Raw genomic sequence first — 17,834 nt, forward strand, 5'->3', positions numbered from 1 at the left:
GACCACGCAGTGAAAGCGCCAATTCGGAAAGTTAGCTAAGGAGCCCGCGATGGCCGAGATTGAACGCGAAGCGATGGAATATGACGTGGTGATCGTGGGCGCTGGCCCTGCGGGCCTGTCAGCGGCCATCCGTCTGAAACAGCTGGATGCCGACCTGAATGTCGTGGTTCTGGAGAAGGGCTCGGAAGTGGGCGCGCATATCCTGTCGGGTGCGGTGCTGGACCCGTGCGGGCTGGACGCGCTGATCCCGGATTGGAAGGACAAGGGCGCGCCGCTGAACGTGCCGGTGCATGAAGACAATTTCTATATGCTGGGTGAGGCCGGTCAGATCCGCATCCCAAACTTCCCGATGCCGCCGCTAATGAACAACCACGGCAACTATATTGTGTCGATGGGCAATGTCTGCCGCTGGATGGCCGAGCAGGCCGAGGAACTGGGCGTGGAAATCTTCCCCGGCATGGCCTGTTCCGAGATGGTGTATGGCGAGAACGGCGAGGTCAAAGGGGTTGTTGCGGGCGTGTTCGGTCTGGAAGCGGACGGCTCCTACGGCCCCAACACAGAACCGGGCATGGAGTTGCACGGCAAATACGTCTTCCTGTCGGAAGGCGTGCGTGGCTCGCTGTCCAAGGAAGTCATCGCCAAATACGACCTGTCTGCTGGCAAAGAGCCGCAGAAATACGGCATCGGCATGAAAGAGATCTGGGAGATCGACCCGGCCAAGCACAAAGAGGGCTCGGTCACGCACACCATGGGCTGGCCTTTGGGCAGCAACGCAGGTGGCGGGTCGTTTATCTACCACCTTGAAAACAATCAGGTCTATGTCGGCTTCGTGGTTCACCTGAACTACAAGAACCCGCACCTGTATCCCTACATGGAATTCCAGCGCTTCAAGCACCATCCTATGGTGGCCGATCTGCTGAAAGGCGGCAAGCGCGTGGCGTATGGCGCGCGCGCGATTACCGAGGGCGGCTATCAGTCGATGCCCAAGCTGGTCGCGCCGGGCGTGGCTCTGCTGGGCTGCTCGGCGGGCATGGTCAACGTTCCGCGCATCAAGGGCAACCACAACGCCATGCTGTCGGGCAAAGCCGCGGCCGAAGCCGCCTTTGACGCGATCAAGGCCGACCGTTCGGGTGACGAACTGACCGATTATGAAACCGATGTGCGCAACGGCGCGATTGGTGCTGACCTGAAAAAGGTGCGCAACGTGAAACCGATCTGGTCGAAGTGGGGCCTGACAGCCTCGCTGATGCTGGGTGGTCTGGACATGTGGACCAACACGCTGGGCTTTTCTTTCTTTGGCACGGTTGGTCACGGCAAAAACGACGCTGAGTCGACTGAGGATGCCAGTAAGCATCAGCCCATCGACTACCCAAAACCCGATGGCGTACTGTCCTTCGACCGTCTGACCAACGTGTCCTTCGCAGCGACCAATCACGAAGAAAGTCAGCCTTGCCACCTGAAATTGGGCGACCCGGATATACCGGTCAAAGTGAACCTGCCCAAGTTTGACGAACCGGCGCAGCGGTACTGCCCGGCGGGCGTCTACGAGATGGTCGAGGATGAGAACGGGCCGCGATTCGTCATCAACTTCCAGAACTGCGTCCACTGCAAAACCTGCGATATCAAGGATCCCAGCCAGAACATCACCTGGACGACACCGCAGGGTGGTGACGGGCCGAACTATCCCAACATGTAAGCAAAAACCCGGGCAATGGCAGCGTCGTGAAGGCTCTGGCATTGCCTCTGACCCACCAAAGCCCTAGCTTGTCACAAAGATAACGACAGCAAGGCAGGATATCGGTGATTTCCCTGGTTCGTCGCGCGGCGCTGGCCGTGCTCATCAGCTCTTCATTTGCGCTTCCGCTGGCGGCGGATACCGGCGCGGGGTCCTATCTGGCCGGGCGTCAGGCGATTTATTCAAGCGATTACCCGGCGGCCGAGCGGTATTACACTCAGGCGCTAAGGGCGAATCCCGAAAATGCCAAATTGCTTGAAAGCGTCGTCGTGGCCCGCCTGGCGCTTGGCGATGTCGCGCGGGCGCTGCCGGTCGCCGAAGAGATCGAAGACCGCGGTTTGCCAAGCCAGGCTGCGCGCATGGTCATTGCGGCCTCGCTGGTTTCGGATGGTGATCTGGATGCACTTCTGGCCCGTGACCTGGAAACCCAGGGCGTCGGTCCTTTGGTCGATGGCTTGATGACTGCGTGGGCCCATATGGGGCAGGGCGCGGTCTCGAAGGCGATGGAGCAGTTTGACACGGTTTCCACGCAAGACGGGCTTAGGGATTTTGCGCTGTATCACAAGGCGATGGCGCTGGCATCGATTGGTGATTTCGAAGGGGCCGAGGCCATTCTGTCGGCCAACAACAACGCGGTAGGCCGGTTTTCACGCCGCGCGGCTCTGGCGCGGGTGGAAATCCTGTCACAGCTGGATCGCAACGCGGACGCGCAGCAATTCCTGGATGATGTCTTTGTCGCCGGTCGAGACCCGACGATCGAAAGCTATGTCGCACGCCTGTCCGAAGGCGCGACCTTGCCGTTCACACATGTCGGATCCGCGCAGGATGGTATGGCCGAGGTGTTCTTTTCGGTCGGCGAAGCGCTGCAGTCCGAAGCTGCGCAGGACTATGTCTTGCTGTATGCCCGTGCCACAACATTCCTTCGCCCGGATCATGTGGACGCGATCCTCATGAGTGCCGAACTGCTGGACGCGCTGGAACAGTTCGATCTGGCTGTCGAGGTTTACCGGCAGGTTCCCGCGGACAGCACCGATCACCACGCAGCCGAGCTGGGTCGGGCCGAGGTTCTGAACCGGTCTGGCAAGAAAGACGCCGCAGTCGAGGTTCTGCAAACGCTGGCCGCGCAAAGCCCTGATCTGCCGGGCGTTCATGTGGCGCTGGCCGATCTGCGTCGCCAGCAAGAGGATTACGCCGCTGCTGTCGCGTCTTATGACGCGGCGATAAACTTGTCCGAGGACGGGGTCGGCGGAAACTGGTTCCTGCATTATGCGCGCGGCATTTCTCATGAACGCCTGAAAAACTGGGATCAGGCCGAGGCCGATTTCCGGCGCGCGCTGGAACTGAACCCGGATCAGCCTCAGGTACTGAACTATCTTGGCTACTCGCTGGTCGAACGGAAAGAAAAGCTGGACGAGGCGCTTGATATGATCGAACGCGCCGTCGCGGCCCGCCCGGACAGTGGCTATATCGTCGACAGTCTGGGCTGGGTTCTGTTCCGTCTGGGCCGTTATGACGAGGCGGTCGAGCATATGGAGCGTGCGGTCGAGCTGATGCCGGTTGATCCGGTCGTCAACGACCATCTGGGTGATGTGTACTGGGCCGTCGGGCGTTGGCGCGAGGCCGAGTTTCAGTGGAAGCGCGCCCTGTCTTTCATAGACCCCGAAGATACCAATGGAGAGGCTGATCCCGATCGCATCCGCCGTAAGATCGAGGTCGGGCTGGATGCGGTTCTGGCGGAAGAAGGATCGGAACCTTTGAAGGTAGCCAATGAAGGTTAAGGGTTTTGCGCCCGCCAAGATCAACCTGACCCTTCATGTCACAGGCCGCCGGGATGACGGATATCATCTGTTGGATTCTCTGGTGGTGTTCGCGGACATTGGTGACACTCTGACCTTCCAAACAGGGTCTTGCCTGTCTATCTCGATTTCGGGCGAGCACGCCGAAGGTGTTCCGTCAGATCACCGAAATCTGGTTTGGAAAGCCGCCGAATTGGCAGGCTGGACCGGGCATATTGGTCTCGACAAACTGCTGCCGCATGGTGGCGGAATTGGCGGCGGCTCTTCCGACGCCGCCGCCACATTGCGCATGATCTCTGATAAAGGAACAAAGGTTTCGGCTGATGCTGCCCTGTCGCTTGGGGCAGACGTGCCCGTTTGCGTGGCCGCTCGGGCCACACGAATGCGCGGTATCGGAGATCGGTTGGACCCGGTCGCGTTGCCGCGCTTGCCCGCTCTGCTGGTCAATCCGGGTGTCGAAGTGCCGACCGGGGCGGTGTTTTCCGCCCTGCAGAACCGTGAAAACCCGCCCATGCCCGATACCGTCCCCGCCTTTGAGGATGCGCAGGATTGCGCTGCGTGGTTGCTGAACCAGCGCAATGACCTTGAGCCGCCAACGACCGCGCTTGCGCCGACTGTGGCGCGTGTGCTGGATGAGCTGGCAGAGACCAGGGACGTGCTGTTGACGCGCATGTCCGGGTCAGGCTCAACCTGTTTTGCGTTGTATCCGACCCTCAAGGCCGCACATTTTGCCGCGTATGAGATCGGCGCGGCATATCCCGATTGGTGGTGTCGCGCGACGCAGCTTAATTGAGCCGCGAGACGACGTAGTCGGCCAGATCGCGCAGCAGGGTGCGCACTTCGTGGTCGGGAAGGATATCCAGGGATGCTTTGGCCTTGTCGGCCCAGCCGAACGCATCCGCGCGGGTGGCGTCCAACGTTCCGTACTTGCCCATCAGGTTCAACGCATGATCCAGATCACCGTCTTCCTGACGGCCCCGACCAATCGTGCGCTCCCAAAACGCGTGTTCTTCGGGGTTGGCCTGCGCGACGGCCTTGATCACCGGCAAGGTCAGCTTGCGCTCGCGGAAATCATCACCGACGTTCTTACCGGTGGCGGCGCTGTCGCCTTGATAGTCCAGCAGATCGTCAGCGATCTGAAATGCAACGCCCAGCGCATCACCATAATCGAACAAGGCGCGAACCTGAGCATCAGAGGCGCCGGCGATCACACCACCCACTTCGGTTGCTGCTGAAAACAGCGCCGCTGTCTTGCCGCGCACAACCTGCAGATAGATCGCCTCGTTGGTGCCGAGATCTGTGGCAGCCGTCATCTGCAGCACCTCACCTTCGGCAATCGTGGCCGAGGCGTTTGCAAGGATGTCCAGCACACGAAGCGACCCCGTTTCAACCATCAATTGAAAGCTGCGCGAGAACAGATAGTCACCGACCAGAACACTGGATTTGTTGTCCCAAAGCAGATTGGCCGTGGGCCGCCCGCGTCGCTGACCGCTTTCATCGACCACGTCATCATGGAGTAAGGTCGCTGTGTGGATGAATTCAACGGTTGCGGCCAGCCTGACGTGATGATCGCCCGTATAGCCAAACAGTCGTGCCGCTGCCAATGTCAGCATCGGACGCAGGCGTTTGCCGCCTGCTTCAACCAGATGCGCTGTAACCTCGGGAATACGTGGCGCATGGTCCGAGGCCATGCGGGTTCGAATCAGCGCATTGACCGCATCCATCTCTGCGGCCAGCATTTCGGCCAGTCGCTCATGTGGTTTCGAGATCGTGTCGATGTTCATCACACTTCCTGATACAAGGCTCGACTTCTGCCTCACCTTGCCCTTACATCCATCCCCATGAAAGAACTATTGCGCAGCACCGATCCGACAATTCTGGCTTTCGCATCCGCTCTTCTTGAAGGCGAGGATATAGACTGCTTTCAGATGGACGTAAATATGAGCATCCTCGAAGGCGGCATCGGAATCTTCCCGCGCCGTCTGATGGTAAGGGCCGATGATCTGACACGCGCGGAACGCGTGATGCGCGACAATGAGATCCCGCTGGGGCGATGAAGCCGTTTGATGACGAGGACCTGACGTGCAATGCGTTTCTAGGTGGGCGTCTGACCCTGTGGCAGCCCGTTTCGGGCTACCGCGCTGGTGTAGACCCTGTTTTATTGGCCGCATCCGTTCCCGCCCGGCCCGGAGAAACGGTTCTGGAGCTTGGCTGCGGCGCAGGGGCAGCGGTGTTGTGTCTGGGGCGCCGGGTTGCGGAACTGCAGCTTTCCGGTGTCGAGCTGCAACCTGCCTATGCCGAACTGGCGCGCCGAAATGCGGCCGCGAACGACCTGATGCTTGAGGTGATTGTGGCCGATCTGAGCGATTTGCCGCAGGGCGTGCGTCAGCGACAGTTCGATCACGTTATCGCGAACCCGCCCTACTACAAGCCGGGGGCACACAGCGCGGCCAGCGATGATGGCCGCCGTATTGCCCTGGCAGAGGATACGCCCTTGGATAAATGGATTGCCGTCGCCGCAAAACGGCTGTCACATCGCGGATACCTTCATATGATCCAAAAAGCGGATCGTTTGCCCGATATGATCAATGCATGTGCAAACAAGCTTGGTTCGTTGGAAATATTGCCGCTGTCAGCGCGCCCGGGTCGCGCGGCGGAATTGGTGATTCTGCGCGCCCGCAAAGGTGGGCGGGCAGGTTTCCGTCTGCACGCGCCCCTGATCCTGCACAAAGGCGAGTGTCACAAAAAAGACGGCGAAAGCTACACACCAGAAGTGTCAGCAGCTTTGCGTGATGGTGCAGCCTTACCCGGTTTTTCCAGCCTGTAGGCAATGACCAGCCGAAATTGTCGGATTTATGACAGTTTTTGTGCGTCTGCGGCGTGACAGGGTTGAAACGATGTGCTCAAATTCTCAGGTAAAATACTCAACCCAAGAAGGAGGATCGCCATGAGCGTGAGCGCACATCTGACAGAGCTGAAGAAAAAGCATGAAAACCTCGGGATCGAGGTCGAAGAAGCTCAGCGCGCGCCCGGTATCGACGATCTCCATATTGCTCAGCTGAAAAAGCAGAAATTGAAGCTGAAAGAAGAGATCGAACGTCTGTCGACCTAACTCTTCAGGCTGGCGCGGGCCGCGATGACCGCACCGCCGGTGACAAACAAGGCCGCGATCGCCAGACCCCAGGACGGGGCGGCGATCCCGGCCAGCACAAGCACAAGCGTCGACAGCAAGGGGGCCGCGTATGAGGCGGTGCCCAAAATTTGGATATCTCCACGTTTGACCCCGATATCCCAAACATAAAAGGCCAACCCGACTGGCCCCAGCCCCAAAGCAAGGGTTGAGGCCCAACTGGAGGCGCCTTGTGGCCAGACAGTTTCTTCCACGGCGAAATGCAGCGTCCACGAGGCAATGGCCGTCGCTACACAAAACACAGCAACCGAACTTGTCGGTACATCACCTAGTCGCCGCGACAGAACCGAGTAGCCTGACCATGTCAGTGCACACAGCAACGCCAGCCCGTATCCGGGCAGATGCTGCGCTTGAAACCCTGCACTGCCGCCACCGGTGATGATCACAGCCGCCCCGGTAAAGCCAAGACACGCGCCGATCAGATGGCCCAGTTTCAGGCGTTCTCCGGGCAGCAGCCCGGAAAACAGGACGATCAGCAAGGGCCAGAGATAGGCGATCAGCCCGGCCTCGGCTGCAGGGGCCATGCGGAGGGCTGAAAAATACAGCGCATGATATCCAAAAAGGCCAATTGTCCCGAACAGATAGGTCGTCCAGGCGATTTGGCGCAACTGCCCCAGATTTCCCGAAGCAGTCGCCCAGATCAGACCCAACGTACCCCCGATGGTGAAGCAGATCGCATTCAACAGCAGCGGCGGCGTGGGGGCCGAGCCCACCGTGAACAAGGCCAGCAACGACCAGAGCAACACGGCGACAAAGCCGATCGCGGTTGCGCTCATTTTGCTCATTCGGTGGTCACTTCCTCGACGGGGATAATCTCGAACTCATCCGATATATGGGCGGTCTTTTCAATCTCGGTAATGAACCAGTCGCGGAACGCTGCGATCTGGGGCCGTTTTTCGGCCCCCTGCAAGCATAGGAACCGGAACCGCCCAGCGGTTTCCAGCGCTACCTTGTAGGGGGCGACCAGCCGCCCCTCGGTCAGGTCTTTCAAGATCATCGCGCGGCGTCCCAGCACGACGCCCACCCCGGCCACAGCGGCATCAATCGCGTGATCGGCATTGGAAAAATGCGCCCCGTGAGTCGGGGTGAACTCCAGCCCCACTGCGCGGAACCACGCGGGCCAGTCGCAGCGGGGTTTCAGAAAACTGATGGAATCGTCATGAATCAGCGGGGCCTCGCGCAGCGAGTCAGGCGTCGGGAATTGCGCAGCCAGTTCCGGCGTCATCACAGGCGTCAACCACTCCTTGCGGACGGGCACGGAATAGAGCCCTTCATCGGGGCCATAGCCGAACCGGATCGCCACATCCACATCATCGCGTTCAAGGTCCATGTTGCGCAACGTGGCCGAGAATTTCAGGTCGATCCCTGGATTGGCCCGCGCGAACTCATACAGACGCGGCGCCAGCCATTTCGCGGTTAGCGCAGGGCCTGCGGTGACGGTCAGGCTGGTTTCGTCCTGCAGCCGCCGCGTCGCCTGCCACGCGGCCTGCAGCGCGGCAAACCCGTCGGCGGTGCCGGGGGCCAGCGTGCGCCCGGCCTCGGTCAGTTCCACGGCGCGGTTGAGGCGGCGGAACAGGGGGTGGCCCAGATGCTCCTCCAGCGATTTGATCTGAAAGGACAGGGCGGCAGGGGTCACGTTCAGCTCATCCGCGGCACGGGCAAACGACATATGTCGCGCAGCGGCGTCGAAGGCGCGCAAAGCGGTCAAAGGGGGCAGACGGTCCGGCATTTCGATTAAGTTATTCTGAACTGAAGCGGTGAAAACTCTCGTTTGTACGCTTTGAAGATAACGGTCATGTTGAAGCCAAGGCAAGATTAACTTGATAGAAAGAGGTCCCGCCATGATCGAAGTGACGACCAACCCCGCCATCCAAAGCGCCATCCACCGCGCCCATCAGGAACGCGGCAAGGCCGTCGCCCGCATCTGGTCGTGGTTGTTCGGTTCCCGCTGACCGCAGCGCGCGCGGTCTTACGGGATACAAGAAGGGCCGGTCCTGCGCGGACCGGCCCGTTTTCGTTCAAAAAAGGGCGTCAGGTTACGAGAAGAACTGCGCGCCGTTGGCCGAAATGGTCGACCCGTTGATGAACTGAGAATCATCCGAGGCCAGGAAGGTCACGCAGCGCGCGATCTCTTCTGCCTCACCCAGACGGCCCGCAGGGATCTGAGCGATGATGGATTCGCGTACTTTTTCCGGAACGGCCATCACCATCTCGGTTCCGATGTAGCCGGGGCAGACTGCGTTGGCGGTGATGCCGGCGCGTGCGCCTTCCTGCGCCAGCGATTTCACGATGCCCAGATCGCCCGCCTTGGTCGCGGCATAATTGACCTGCGCGAACTGACCTTTCTGACCGTTCACCGAGCTGATGACGATCACACGGCCGAACTTTCGCTCGCGCATACCGGGCCAGATCGGGTGGACGGTGTTGAACACGCCGGTCAGGTTGGTGTCGATCACCTGCTGCCATTGTTCCGGGGTCATCTTGTGGAACGGCGCGTCGCGGGTGATGCCCGCATTGGCGACAACCACGTCGATGGGGCCAACCTCGGCTTCGACCTTTTCGATACCTGCTTTGGATTCACCGTAATCGGCAACGTTCCACTTGTAGGTCTTGATGCCGGTCTCTTCGCTGAATTTCGCCGCGGCTTCATCGTTGCCTGCATAGGTGGCGGCAACATTGTATCCTTCGGCTTTCAGCGCCTTGGAAATTGCTGCGCCGATGCCGCGGGAACCGCCGGTTACGAGTGCTGTACGTGCCATAATATATGTCCTCTGGTTTTCGTCGTCTTGATAACGCTGTTACTCTGAGAAAGAGTGCTGCGCAATATTATTTCGCGAGCAATTCAACCTGTGTTTCTGAAGGTATTGTCGCATCTGCGAGATATATTAGATTCGTAACAAAAAAGGGCGCCGGTGCGGCGCCCTTCGCTATGGTGTTTTCGGGGGCCTTAGTCACGCTCCACGCACAGTGCAACGCCCATGCCGCCGCCGATGCACAGGGTCGCCAGACCCTTCTTGGCGTCGCGGCGTTTCATTTCGAACAGCAGCGTGTTCAGAACCCGGCAGCCGGATGCGCCAATCGGGTGGCCGATGGCAATCGCGCCGCCATTGACGTTCACGATCGACGGATCCCAGCCCATGTCTTTGTTCACCGCGCAGGCTTGTGCGGCAAAGGCTTCGTTGGCCTCAACCAGATCCAGATCGTCAACCGACCAGCCCGCTTTCTCCAGCGCCTTGCGCGAGGCATAGATCGGACCGACGCCCATGATCGACGGATCCAGACCGGCAGTTGCATAAGAGGCGATGCGGGCCAGCGGCTCGATGCCGCGCTTTTCAGCATTCTCTGCCGACATCAGCAGAGTTGCTGCCGCGCCGTCATTCAGGCCCGAGGCGTTGGCAGCGGTGACCGAGCCATCCTTGGTGAAGGCGGGGCGCAGTTTGGCCATCGCCTCCATGGTCGCGCCGTGGCGGATGTACTCGTCCTTGTCCATCACGATGTCGCCCTTGCGGGTCTTGATGGTGAAAGGCACGATTTCGTCGGCGAATTTGCCCGCGTTCTGGGCTGCTTCGGCCTTGTTCTGCGACGCGACGGCAAATTCATCCTGCATGTCGCGGCTGATCTGCCATTTCTCGGCGACGTTTTCAGCGGTCTGACCCATGTGATAGCCGTTGAACGCATCCCACAGACCGTCGCGGATCATCGTGTCGATATACTTCATGTCGCCCATCTTTTGACCGGCGCGCAGGGCGGCGGCGTGGGGCGAGAGGGTCATGTTTTCCTGACCACCGGCCGCAACGATTTCAGCATCGCCCAACTGGATGTGCTGCGCGCCCAGTGCGACGGCCCGCAATCCCGAGCCGCAGACCTGGTTGATACCCCAGGCTGCACTTTCCTGTGGCAGACCGGCGTTGATATGCGCCTGACGCGCCGGGTTTTGTCCTTGGGCGGCAGTCAGGACCTGACCCATAATGGTTTCGCTGACTTCGCCTTTATCGATCCCGGCGCGTTCAACAACGGCCTCCAGTACGGTGGTGCCAAGGTCGTGTGCGGGTGTATTTGCGAATGATCCGCCAAAGCTGCCGACACCTGTGCGTGCTGCGGATGCAATTACTACGTTGGTCATTTAGATAATCCTATACCGTCATGGGCCAAAGGAAAAACAATGCAACGATATTTCAGAGGCTGCCCCCTGTCGAAATAAACGCCACATGATCCCTCGCTAAAGCTGATAATGACATAACGTAATGCTGCACGTGCAGCAACGGTCACCTTGTCTCAGGCAAAACTGCGATTGTGGCTGCGCTGTTAACTACCTGTTTGCTTGGATTTTTCCGCCCGCCACGGAGCTGAGACAGACGGTGCGCCGAAGAGGTAACCTTGCAGGCAATCCACACCGTTGGCGGCAAGGAATTCCGCGTCCGCCTGTGTTTCGACCGATTCGGCTGTGACCAGAATTTCAAACTCACGCGCGACGGCGATGAGCGCACGCACAAGGGCCTGATTGTCGGGATTTGCGCTGATACCTCGGACGAACTGTCCGTCAATTTTAGCGGCATCGAACAAAAACTCGCGGAAATGGCGAAAGCTGAAGTTGCTGGCCCCGAAGTCATCCAGGGCAAAAGCGATGCCGCGCGGTTGTAAGCGATCCATGAAATCGATTACCAGTTCGGGGATGGTCATCGCCGAGCTTTCCGATATCTCAAGAATCAAACGCTCTCCGACATCGGGATCCTTTTTCAAAAACCGCTCCAACACCCGTGACCACCGTGCGTACCCGATCGAACGGGCGGACATATTGATGGACAGTCGGATGTCACGGTTGTGGGCCAGCGTGCGCAGACCCATTTCAAGGGCAACGCAATCCAGTTCCCGGCCAATCGGCGTGTTCTCGACCTGAGGCATGAAATCGCGGGCAGGAATCACGCGCCCGGTTTCGTCCAGGACCCGAATAAACCCTTCGTAAAACGCCACGGAACGCGGAGCCCTGGCCTGAACAATGGGTTGAAAGGCCAATTTACATTGCTTGTGTTTCACCGCCTCGGTCGCCATCAGAACTGTCTCGCTGTCACGCGCGGTGACGGCCGCATTCAACGGACTTTCTGCGCCGTCCGGCAATTCGGCCAGTTTCTTGTTCCCCATGGCTTCGCCAAACCCTTGTTCGTCGCCGTATCCGGCTGAGTATCGGCGGGAAGGTATGAATCTGAAGTTAAGATCGACGGGGATTCAGGTAGATTATGACCGGGCCGTTTCCAACACATGTCCCAATCGTGCGACCGCACCGATCACAGCCCCCAGGAATCCAAAGACCATCGTGGCAAAACCAAAAACCAGCATACCTGGGGCTGCACCGCTCAGCGCGGCGAGGGTCGACAGGCACAGGCCCAAAAGGCCCAAAACAGTGGAAAAAGAAATAACTCGTGACAATTTTGCCTCCGGCGATGGGCTTTCAATGCCATCGGATATGGGCAGCGCCGACCAAGTTTCAACCATTGGCCATAGGGAAGGTCCGTCTCACGCCTGCTTTGCCTGCGATTTGAGCGGTTTGATGTCGAAATGCTCGAAACCGGGCGTTCCTCGATCCTCGGGGTGGCGGGCCAGGTGTTTTGCCTTGATCTGCTCTGAATTGTCCCGGCTGCCATCGTGGCTATAACCCGGCGGTGCGAAGCAATAGGCCAGCCGCTGTCCCAGCGTCAGCCCAGGCTGTGTTGCGTCGCGCCAGATGCCGACCCATTCGTGGAACGCCACACGCAGCGGGTTGAAGGTGCCTATATTATGTACCAGCCCGTAATCGACGCGGTCATCCTCTTGTTCAGGTACAAAGGTGCCGAACATCTTGTCCCAGATGATGAACACGCCCGCATAGTTGCAATCCAGATAGCGGGCATTGCGTCCGTGATGGGCGCGGTGGTGGCTGGGGGTGTTCATCACCGCCTCGAACCAGCGGGGCATTTTGTGGATGGCCTCGGTGTGAATCCAGAACTGATAGATCAGGTTCAGTCCGCCGACAAACAGCACCATTGCTGGGTGGAACCCCAGCAGGATCAGCGGAGCGCGCACCACCATCATGAAGGTGAACGTATAGGTCCATGTCTGCCGCAGCGCGGTGGTCAGGTTGTAGTGTTGCGAGCTGTGGTGGTTCACATGGCTGGCCCAGACCCAGCGGATACGGTGCCCGAACCGATGCACCCAGTAATAGCGCAGGTCGTCCAGCACGAAGCACAGGATAATGATCGGGATCGAGGTCCCCAGATTCAGCGGCGTGATCTGCCACAGCCACATAAAGAACGCATAAGCAATAAACCCCAGCATAAACCCGGATGCGATATTGCCCGCGCCCATGATTAACGAGGTCACCGCATCGCGCGTTTCATATCGCCCGCCCCTGCCCTTGACGGCAATCCACAGGAACTCTGCCAGAATGGCGGCGATGAAAAAGGGCACGGCCCATTGCACCGCGTCGGGAAAGGTAATCTGGTCAGTCATTGCGGGTCCATCAGGTGTTGCCAATGCCGGCGCTCGGTTTCGTCGAGGTGAATGAGGGCCCGCGGGGTGCTGAAATCGTGGAATTGGACCTCAAAGCCTTTGGCGGTTTCAAGCCAGTCAAAATCCAGCAGATGTCGGGCCACGGTGTCGGCGCCAAAGGACCAGAGCAGACCGGCTCCATTTTCGGTCTGTACAATGGCCGCGTGGCCGTCATGGGCAACGGTCACGTCGATCACGGTGTCATCGGGGAAATGGCGCAGCCACTGCATCGGCACCGTGTCACGCGTCAGAACATGCAGCCGGGACTTGCCCGTCAGATGCAGCAACAATGTGATCCCGGCAATACCACCGATCACCAGCATCAAGAGTATTTCCAGCGGCATGTTGCCCTCCCCACCGCACAGTGCAAAGAGTGGAGAGGGCTGTCAAAGGTGGCGTGGCGTAAGTTCCACAACAATTCTGCCGCGCACTTTCGAGTGTAATCTTATGATTTCAGGAAGTTTATTCGGAAATCGTATAGACGATAGCGTCGCCTTTGCCTTTGTTGCGGGCGAACGTGACTTGATTGCCGTCGACTGACACCTTTTGGCAATCTTGTGGGAGTTGGTTGCCGTTGACGACGACGTTTCGGCACCAGAACCTTTTATTCCAAGCCCACGCACCTACAATTTTAGCGTCGTCCCGACCCACGCCGGAAATTTTACCGTCGGACGAAACAATCACCCAAGTGTCCCCCGAGACCAACTTTTTGTCCCCAACAGCTTCGATGAACTGTTTCTCTTTCTTTATATCCTTTGCCTGAGCAATTTCAGCAGAACACAAAACCAAACAAGTCGCTGCAATTACGGTGAAAAACGTTTTCATAGTTACCCTCCAGTTAAACAACGGCCGGAGGGTAACATGATTCTCTGGATTCTTGATGACTTGTTAACTTTCGCCGCCCACCAAAGCGCTTACAATCGATTTCGCGCTGTCCGAGTTCCACTCGGCATCGCCGATCAGGCGGGCGATTTCCTGACCTTCTGTGTCCAGAATTACCGTAATCGGCAGCGCAATGACGCCAAATTCCCGCGCTGCGGCCGAACTGGCATCCTGATGACGCGGCAGGTTCTCGATCCCGTTTTCTTCAAAGAATTTCTTGATCCCGGCCGGGGAGTTGCGACCCGTGGCCAGGGTCAGAACCTGAAACTTGTCGCCACCGAACTCTTCCTGCAGCTCGGCAATCTGCGGCATTTCCTTGCGGCAAGGCGCACACCACGTGGCCCAGAAGTTTACCAGAACGTATTTGCCACGATAATCTTCAAGCGTGCCAACACCGCCTTCGTCTTCGAGCTGGAACTCGATCGTCTTGGCGGCCTTGGGTTCCTTGTGCAGGATCAGACGTTTCAGGGTGCCCTCGCGCAGGGGCTTCAGAGTTTCAACATCCGCGGCCAAAGCCGCGTTTGCACCCAGCGCAAGGGCCATATAAAGGGGGATCAGACGAAATAGGCGCATAGTAACTCCGGGTTTTGCAACATGACCGATCAATCCTCGAACCAGATGTGGGGCGGCCGCTTTGCCGCTGGTCCAGACGCGATCATGGAGGCAATCAACGCCTCGATCGGGTTCGATCAGCGGATGGCAGCCCAGGACATCGCAGGCTCTCGGGCCCATGCCGCCATGTTAGCGGCCACAGGCGTTATTACTGATAGTGATGCTGAGGCCATTCGGGAAGGGCTGCTCACAGTCTTGTCAGAAATCCAGAGCGGAGATTTTCAGTTCTCGACTGCGCTGGAAGACATTCACATGAATGTCGAGGCGCGCCTGAAAGAGGTGATCGGAGAGCCCGCAGGCCGTCTGCACACAGGCCGGTCGCGCAACGATCAGGTGGCGACTGACTTCAAACTGTGGGTCCGCGATCAGTTCGATGCGGCAGAAACCGGCCTGCTGGCCCTGATCCGCGCACTTTTGGCACAGGCCGAGGCCGGGGCGGATTGGGTCATGCCCGGCTTCACCCATCTGCAAACCGCGCAGCCGGTGACTTGGGGCCACCACATGATGGCCTATGTCGAGATGTTTGGCCGCGACCTGAGCCGCGTCCGCGATGCGCGCGCTCGGATGAACGAATCCCCGCTGGGCGCTGCTGCGCTGGCAGGCACGTCCTTCCCCATCGACCGCTCTATGACCGCTGAGGCACTGGGCTTTGACCGCCCCGCCGCCAACTCGCTGGACGCCGTCAGCGACCGCGACTTCGCGCTGGAGTTCCTGTCGACCGCCTCGATCTGCGCCGTCCACCTGTCGCGCTTTGCCGAGGAACTGGTGATCTGGTCCTCGGCCCAGTTCCGCTTTGTGACGCTGTCCGACCGTTTCTCGACCGGCTCGTCGATCATGCCGCAAAAGAAAAACCCCGACGCGGCGGAACTGATCCGGGCCAAGGTGGGCCGCATTTACGGGGCGAATACCGCGCTGATGATGGTGATGAAGGGCCTGCCGCTGGCCTATTCCAAGGACATGCAGGAAGACAAGGAACAGGTCTTTGACGCCGCCGACAACTGGATGTTGGCGCTGGCGGCGATGGAGGGCATGGTCAAGGACATGACCGCCAACCGCGAAAGCCTTGCGGCTGCTGCCGGGTCGGGTTTCTCAACCGCGACCGATCTGGCTGACTGGCTGGTGCGGGTGCTGGGCCTGCCATTCCGTGATGCGCACCATGTCACCGGATCGCTGGTGGCGATGGCCGAATCCAAGGGCTGTGACCTGCCCGATCTGACGCTGGAGGATATGCAATCCGTCCATGCCGACATCACGAATGATGTCTATTCTGTCCTAACGGTCGAAAACTCGGTAAACTCGCGCCAGTCCTACGGCGGCACAGCACCGGATCAGGTGCGGGCCCAAGTCAAGCGATGGAAGGCGCTGGTGTGATGCAGTTACTGCGCGTGGCGTTATTGATCTTATCCGGGGCGGTTTTGGCCGGATGTGGCGCGGATGGCGAACCCATTCAGCCCACGATGAGCGCCAGCGTCGGCGTCGGCAACAGCGGCACCTATGTTGGTGGCGGTGTGGGGCTGCGTCGGGGTGGTCTGGGCGTGTATCTGGGCATCTGACCCCGCTCCCTGTCACCGTTTGCCTTTGGCCACCTTGTGGAAATCGACCCCCCGCATGCGAACCTTCGCCTCGATCCTGTTCATCGCCTGCCTTGCCGCCTGCGACCCGTCCTATGAGCCGCCTTCCGAGCCTTCGACGTCAACCGGTGGGACGGCCATCACGCTGTCGGGTTCAGCGCGTGTGGGGGTATCGACAACCAGATAACTGCTGGTCGTTGCGAATCCATTGATCCAAGGGGCGTTTTTGGTCTAAGCGCGCTGTCATGGATCACTTTCTCTACCGCGACGGCGCGCTTTTCGCCGAGGATGTCCCCATTTCCGAAATCGCTGCTGCGGTCGGGACCCCGTTTTATGTCTATTCGACGGCGACCCTCCTGCGGCATTTCAAGCTGTTCGACGATGCGCTTGAGGGCACCGATCACCTGGTCTGTTATGCGATGAAAGCGGCCAGCAATCAGGCGATCCTGAAGACGCTGGCGCAGGCGGGCGCGGGGATGGATGTGGTCTCGGGCGGGGAATACCTGCGTGCCAAAGCTGCAGGAGTACCCGGCGACAAGATCGTGTTTTCGGGCGTCGGCAAGACGGCGGACGAGATTCGCACCGCCCTGACCGGCGGGATCCGCCAGTTCAACGTCGAATCCGAGCCCGAGATGCAGGTGATCAACGCGGTTGCACTGGAACTGGGCGTGATTGCGCCGATCACCGTGCGGGTGAACCCGGATGTGGACGCCAAGACCCATGCCAAGATCGCCACCGGCAAGTCCGAGAACAAGTTCGGCATCCCGATCTCGCGCGCTTCCGAGGTCTATGCGCTGGCCGCCAGCCTGCCGGGGTTGGAAGTGATCGGGATCGACGTCCATATCGGCTCGCAGCTGACCGAGCTTGAACCGTTCGAACTGGCCTACAACAAGGTTGCTGACCTGACAGAGCGCCTGCGCGCCGAGGGCCACAACATTCGCCGTCTCGATCTGGGCGGCGGTCTTGGCATTCCCTATACGCGGTCGAATGATGCGCCGCCCTTGCCGGTCGAATACGGTGCGATGATCAAGAAAACATTGGGTCATCTGGGGTGTGAGATCGAAATCGAGCCCGGCCGTTTGATCGCCGGAAATGCCGGGCTGATGATCAGCAAGGTCATCTATGTCAAATCCGGCGAAGGACGCGATTTCCTGATCCTTGATGGCGCGATGAATGATCTGATCCGTCCAGCGATGTATGAGGCGCACCATGATATTGTCGCGGTGCAAGAGCCTGCTGCGGGGGTTGAACAGCAGCCCTATGACATTGTTGGCCCGGTCTGCGAATCCGGGGACACATTTGCCAAACAGCGCAACATGCCGCCGTTGAAATCGGGCGATCTGATCGCGTTTCGCAGCGCCGGTGCCTATGGCGCGGTGATGTCCAGCGAATACAATACCCGGCCCCTGATCCCCGAGGTTCTGGTGAACGGGGATCAATTTGCCGTAATTCGTGAACGGCCAAGCTTTGACGAAATCATAAACCGCGATACCATACCGGGGTGGCTCTGACGCGATAGGCGCATC

Annotated in this window: 21 protein-coding genes; 10 read left to right on the forward strand and 11 right to left on the reverse strand. The window is 59.3% G+C overall.

The window, feature by feature from the left end; translation table 11 throughout:
* Positions 1-49 precede the first annotated feature (49 nt).
* The 3 genes from ACR0K4_RS09565 to ACR0K4_RS09575 all read left to right on the forward strand — a co-directional run bounded on the left by ACR0K4_RS09565 (position 50) and on the right by ACR0K4_RS09575 (position 4,324).
* Complete coding sequence (locus ACR0K4_RS09565) at positions 50-1,696, forward strand: electron transfer flavoprotein-ubiquinone oxidoreductase (protein ID WP_480853778.1); 1,647 nt, start codon at positions 50-52, stop codon at positions 1,694-1,696.
* 104 nt (positions 1,697-1,800) lie between these two features.
* Positions 1,801-3,513 (forward strand): tetratricopeptide repeat protein, encoded by a 1,713-nt coding sequence (locus ACR0K4_RS09570; protein WP_480853779.1) that lies wholly within the window; start codon positions 1,801-1,803, stop codon positions 3,511-3,513.
* Positions 3,503-4,324: a 4-(cytidine 5'-diphospho)-2-C-methyl-D-erythritol kinase gene (locus tag ACR0K4_RS09575; RefSeq protein WP_480853780.1), complete on the forward strand. Its 822-nt coding sequence runs from the start codon at positions 3,503-3,505 to the stop codon at positions 4,322-4,324. Before ACR0K4_RS09570 ends, ACR0K4_RS09575 begins: the two co-directional genes overlap by 11 nt.
* On the opposite strand, the gene ACR0K4_RS09580 is transcribed toward ACR0K4_RS09575, so the two are convergent.
* On the reverse strand, positions 4,317-5,315 hold the full coding sequence (locus tag ACR0K4_RS09580; RefSeq protein WP_480853781.1) for a polyprenyl synthetase family protein: 999 nt from the start codon (positions 5,313-5,315) through the stop codon (positions 4,317-4,319). The two genes, ACR0K4_RS09575 and ACR0K4_RS09580, sit on opposite strands and share 8 nt — an antisense overlap.
* Positions 5,316-5,372: 57 nt before the next feature.
* On the opposite strand from ACR0K4_RS09580, the gene ACR0K4_RS09585 reads away from it, so the two are divergent.
* From ACR0K4_RS09585 to ACR0K4_RS09595, 3 genes are all read left to right on the forward strand, one after another.
* Positions 5,373-5,588, forward strand: coding sequence for a putative signal transducing protein (locus tag ACR0K4_RS09585; protein WP_037316655.1), 216 nt, complete (start codon positions 5,373-5,375; stop codon positions 5,586-5,588).
* Positions 5,585-6,358: a tRNA1(Val) (adenine(37)-N6)-methyltransferase gene (locus tag ACR0K4_RS09590; protein WP_480853783.1), complete on the forward strand. Its 774-nt coding sequence runs from the start codon at positions 5,585-5,587 to the stop codon at positions 6,356-6,358. The genes ACR0K4_RS09585 and ACR0K4_RS09590 overlap by 4 nt, the downstream gene beginning before the upstream one ends.
* 120 nt (positions 6,359-6,478) lie before the next feature.
* Complete coding sequence (locus tag ACR0K4_RS09595; RefSeq protein ID WP_480518234.1) at positions 6,479-6,643, forward strand: YdcH family protein; 165 nt, start codon at positions 6,479-6,481, stop codon at positions 6,641-6,643.
* Here ACR0K4_RS09595 and yddG read toward each other — a convergent pair.
* The 10 genes from yddG to ACR0K4_RS09645 form a co-directional block, all read right to left on the reverse strand.
* Positions 6,640-7,506: an aromatic amino acid exporter YddG gene (gene yddG, locus ACR0K4_RS09600; protein WP_480853784.1), complete on the reverse strand. Its 867-nt coding sequence runs from the start codon at positions 7,504-7,506 to the stop codon at positions 6,640-6,642. The two genes, ACR0K4_RS09595 and yddG, sit on opposite strands and share 4 nt — an antisense overlap.
* On the reverse strand, positions 7,503-8,450 hold the full coding sequence (locus ACR0K4_RS09605; RefSeq protein WP_480518238.1) for a transcriptional regulator GcvA: 948 nt from the start codon (positions 8,448-8,450) through the stop codon (positions 7,503-7,505). The genes yddG and ACR0K4_RS09605 overlap by 4 nt, the downstream gene beginning before the upstream one ends.
* 307 nt (positions 8,451-8,757) lie before the next feature.
* A complete protein-coding gene (gene phbB, locus ACR0K4_RS09610) occupies positions 8,758-9,480 on the reverse strand; it encodes an acetoacetyl-CoA reductase (protein ID WP_480518240.1) in 723 nt (240 codons plus the stop codon).
* 188 nt (positions 9,481-9,668) lie between these two features.
* On the reverse strand, positions 9,669-10,844 hold the full coding sequence (locus ACR0K4_RS09615) for an acetyl-CoA C-acetyltransferase (RefSeq protein ID WP_480518242.1): 1,176 nt from the start codon (positions 10,842-10,844) through the stop codon (positions 9,669-9,671).
* Between the two features lie 182 nt (positions 10,845-11,026).
* Entirely contained in the window at positions 11,027-11,860 is an 834-nt protein-coding gene (locus ACR0K4_RS09620) for an EAL domain-containing protein (RefSeq protein ID WP_480853785.1), read from the reverse strand.
* A 93-nt stretch (positions 11,861-11,953) separates the two neighbouring features.
* On the reverse strand, positions 11,954-12,145 hold the full coding sequence (locus tag ACR0K4_RS09625) for a hypothetical protein (RefSeq protein ID WP_480518246.1): 192 nt from the start codon (positions 12,143-12,145) through the stop codon (positions 11,954-11,956).
* An 87-nt stretch (positions 12,146-12,232) separates the two neighbouring features.
* Positions 12,233-13,204 (reverse strand): sterol desaturase family protein, encoded by a 972-nt coding sequence (locus tag ACR0K4_RS09630; RefSeq protein ID WP_480853786.1) that lies wholly within the window; start codon positions 13,202-13,204, stop codon positions 12,233-12,235.
* On the reverse strand, positions 13,201-13,587 hold the full coding sequence (locus ACR0K4_RS09635) for a hypothetical protein (RefSeq protein WP_480853787.1): 387 nt from the start codon (positions 13,585-13,587) through the stop codon (positions 13,201-13,203). The genes ACR0K4_RS09630 and ACR0K4_RS09635 overlap by 4 nt, the downstream gene beginning before the upstream one ends.
* Before the next feature lie 118 nt (positions 13,588-13,705).
* Positions 13,706-14,068, reverse strand: coding sequence for a hypothetical protein (locus ACR0K4_RS09640; RefSeq protein ID WP_480853789.1), 363 nt, complete (start codon positions 14,066-14,068; stop codon positions 13,706-13,708).
* 63 nt (positions 14,069-14,131) lie between these two features.
* Positions 14,132-14,698: a TlpA disulfide reductase family protein gene (locus ACR0K4_RS09645; protein ID WP_480518254.1), complete on the reverse strand. Its 567-nt coding sequence runs from the start codon at positions 14,696-14,698 to the stop codon at positions 14,132-14,134.
* 21 nt (positions 14,699-14,719) lie between these two features.
* Here ACR0K4_RS09645 and argH point away from each other — a divergent pair, with 21 nt between their 5' ends.
* The 4 genes from argH to lysA are packed head-to-tail and all read left to right on the forward strand — an operon-like array spanning position 14,720 to position 17,819.
* Complete coding sequence (gene argH, locus ACR0K4_RS09650; RefSeq protein ID WP_480853790.1) at positions 14,720-16,108, forward strand: argininosuccinate lyase; 1,389 nt, start codon at positions 14,720-14,722, stop codon at positions 16,106-16,108.
* Positions 16,108-16,290: an argininosuccinate lyase gene (locus ACR0K4_RS09655; protein ID WP_480853791.1), complete on the forward strand. Its 183-nt coding sequence runs from the start codon at positions 16,108-16,110 to the stop codon at positions 16,288-16,290. The genes argH and ACR0K4_RS09655 overlap by 1 nt, the downstream gene beginning before the upstream one ends.
* A gap of 55 nt (positions 16,291-16,345) precedes the next feature.
* On the forward strand, positions 16,346-16,495 hold the full coding sequence (locus ACR0K4_RS09660) for a hypothetical protein (protein ID WP_480853792.1): 150 nt from the start codon (positions 16,346-16,348) through the stop codon (positions 16,493-16,495).
* A gap of 58 nt (positions 16,496-16,553) precedes the next feature.
* Entirely contained in the window at positions 16,554-17,819 is a 1,266-nt protein-coding gene (gene lysA / locus ACR0K4_RS09665) for a diaminopimelate decarboxylase (RefSeq protein ID WP_480853793.1), read from the forward strand.
* Positions 17,820-17,834 lie beyond the last annotated feature (15 nt).

The sequence above is a fragment of the Ruegeria sp. K11 genome (genome assembly GCF_056531905.1).

Excerpts from the sequence above, each read along its gene's own strand:
- ACR0K4_RS09565 (WP_480853778.1), top strand. The coding sequence starts at position 50 with ATGGCCGAGATTGAACGCGAAGCGATGGAATATGACGTGGTGATCGTG.
- ACR0K4_RS09575 (WP_480853780.1), top strand. The coding sequence starts at position 3,503 with ATGAAGGTTAAGGGTTTTGCGCCCGCCAAGATCAACCTGACCCTTCAT.
- ACR0K4_RS09580 (WP_480853781.1), bottom strand. The coding sequence starts at position 5,315 with ATGAACATCGACACGATCTCGAAACCACATGAGCGACTGGCCGAAATG.
- ACR0K4_RS09585 (WP_037316655.1), top strand. The coding sequence starts at position 5,373 with ATGAAAGAACTATTGCGCAGCACCGATCCGACAATTCTGGCTTTCGCA.
- ACR0K4_RS09590 (WP_480853783.1), top strand. The coding sequence starts at position 5,585 with ATGAAGCCGTTTGATGACGAGGACCTGACGTGCAATGCGTTTCTAGGT.
- ACR0K4_RS09595 (WP_480518234.1), top strand. The coding sequence starts at position 6,479 with ATGAGCGTGAGCGCACATCTGACAGAGCTGAAGAAAAAGCATGAAAAC.
- yddG (WP_480853784.1), bottom strand. The coding sequence starts at position 7,506 with ATGAGCAAAATGAGCGCAACCGCGATCGGCTTTGTCGCCGTGTTGCTC.
- ACR0K4_RS09605 (WP_480518238.1), bottom strand. The coding sequence starts at position 8,450 with ATGCCGGACCGTCTGCCCCCTTTGACCGCTTTGCGCGCCTTCGACGCC.
- phbB (WP_480518240.1), bottom strand. The coding sequence starts at position 9,480 with ATGGCACGTACAGCACTCGTAACCGGCGGTTCCCGCGGCATCGGCGCA.
- ACR0K4_RS09615 (WP_480518242.1), bottom strand. The coding sequence starts at position 10,844 with ATGACCAACGTAGTAATTGCATCCGCAGCACGCACAGGTGTCGGCAGC.
- ACR0K4_RS09620 (WP_480853785.1), bottom strand. The coding sequence starts at position 11,860 with ATGGGGAACAAGAAACTGGCCGAATTGCCGGACGGCGCAGAAAGTCCG.
- ACR0K4_RS09630 (WP_480853786.1), bottom strand. The coding sequence starts at position 13,204 with ATGACTGACCAGATTACCTTTCCCGACGCGGTGCAATGGGCCGTGCCC.
- ACR0K4_RS09635 (WP_480853787.1), bottom strand. The coding sequence starts at position 13,587 with ATGCCGCTGGAAATACTCTTGATGCTGGTGATCGGTGGTATTGCCGGG.
- ACR0K4_RS09640 (WP_480853789.1), bottom strand. The coding sequence starts at position 14,068 with ATGAAAACGTTTTTCACCGTAATTGCAGCGACTTGTTTGGTTTTGTGT.
- ACR0K4_RS09645 (WP_480518254.1), bottom strand. The coding sequence starts at position 14,698 with ATGCGCCTATTTCGTCTGATCCCCCTTTATATGGCCCTTGCGCTGGGT.
- argH (WP_480853790.1), top strand. The coding sequence starts at position 14,720 with ATGACCGATCAATCCTCGAACCAGATGTGGGGCGGCCGCTTTGCCGCT.
- ACR0K4_RS09655 (WP_480853791.1), top strand. The coding sequence starts at position 16,108 with ATGCAGTTACTGCGCGTGGCGTTATTGATCTTATCCGGGGCGGTTTTG.
- ACR0K4_RS09660 (WP_480853792.1), top strand. The coding sequence starts at position 16,346 with ATGCGAACCTTCGCCTCGATCCTGTTCATCGCCTGCCTTGCCGCCTGC.
- lysA (WP_480853793.1), top strand. The coding sequence starts at position 16,554 with ATGGATCACTTTCTCTACCGCGACGGCGCGCTTTTCGCCGAGGATGTC.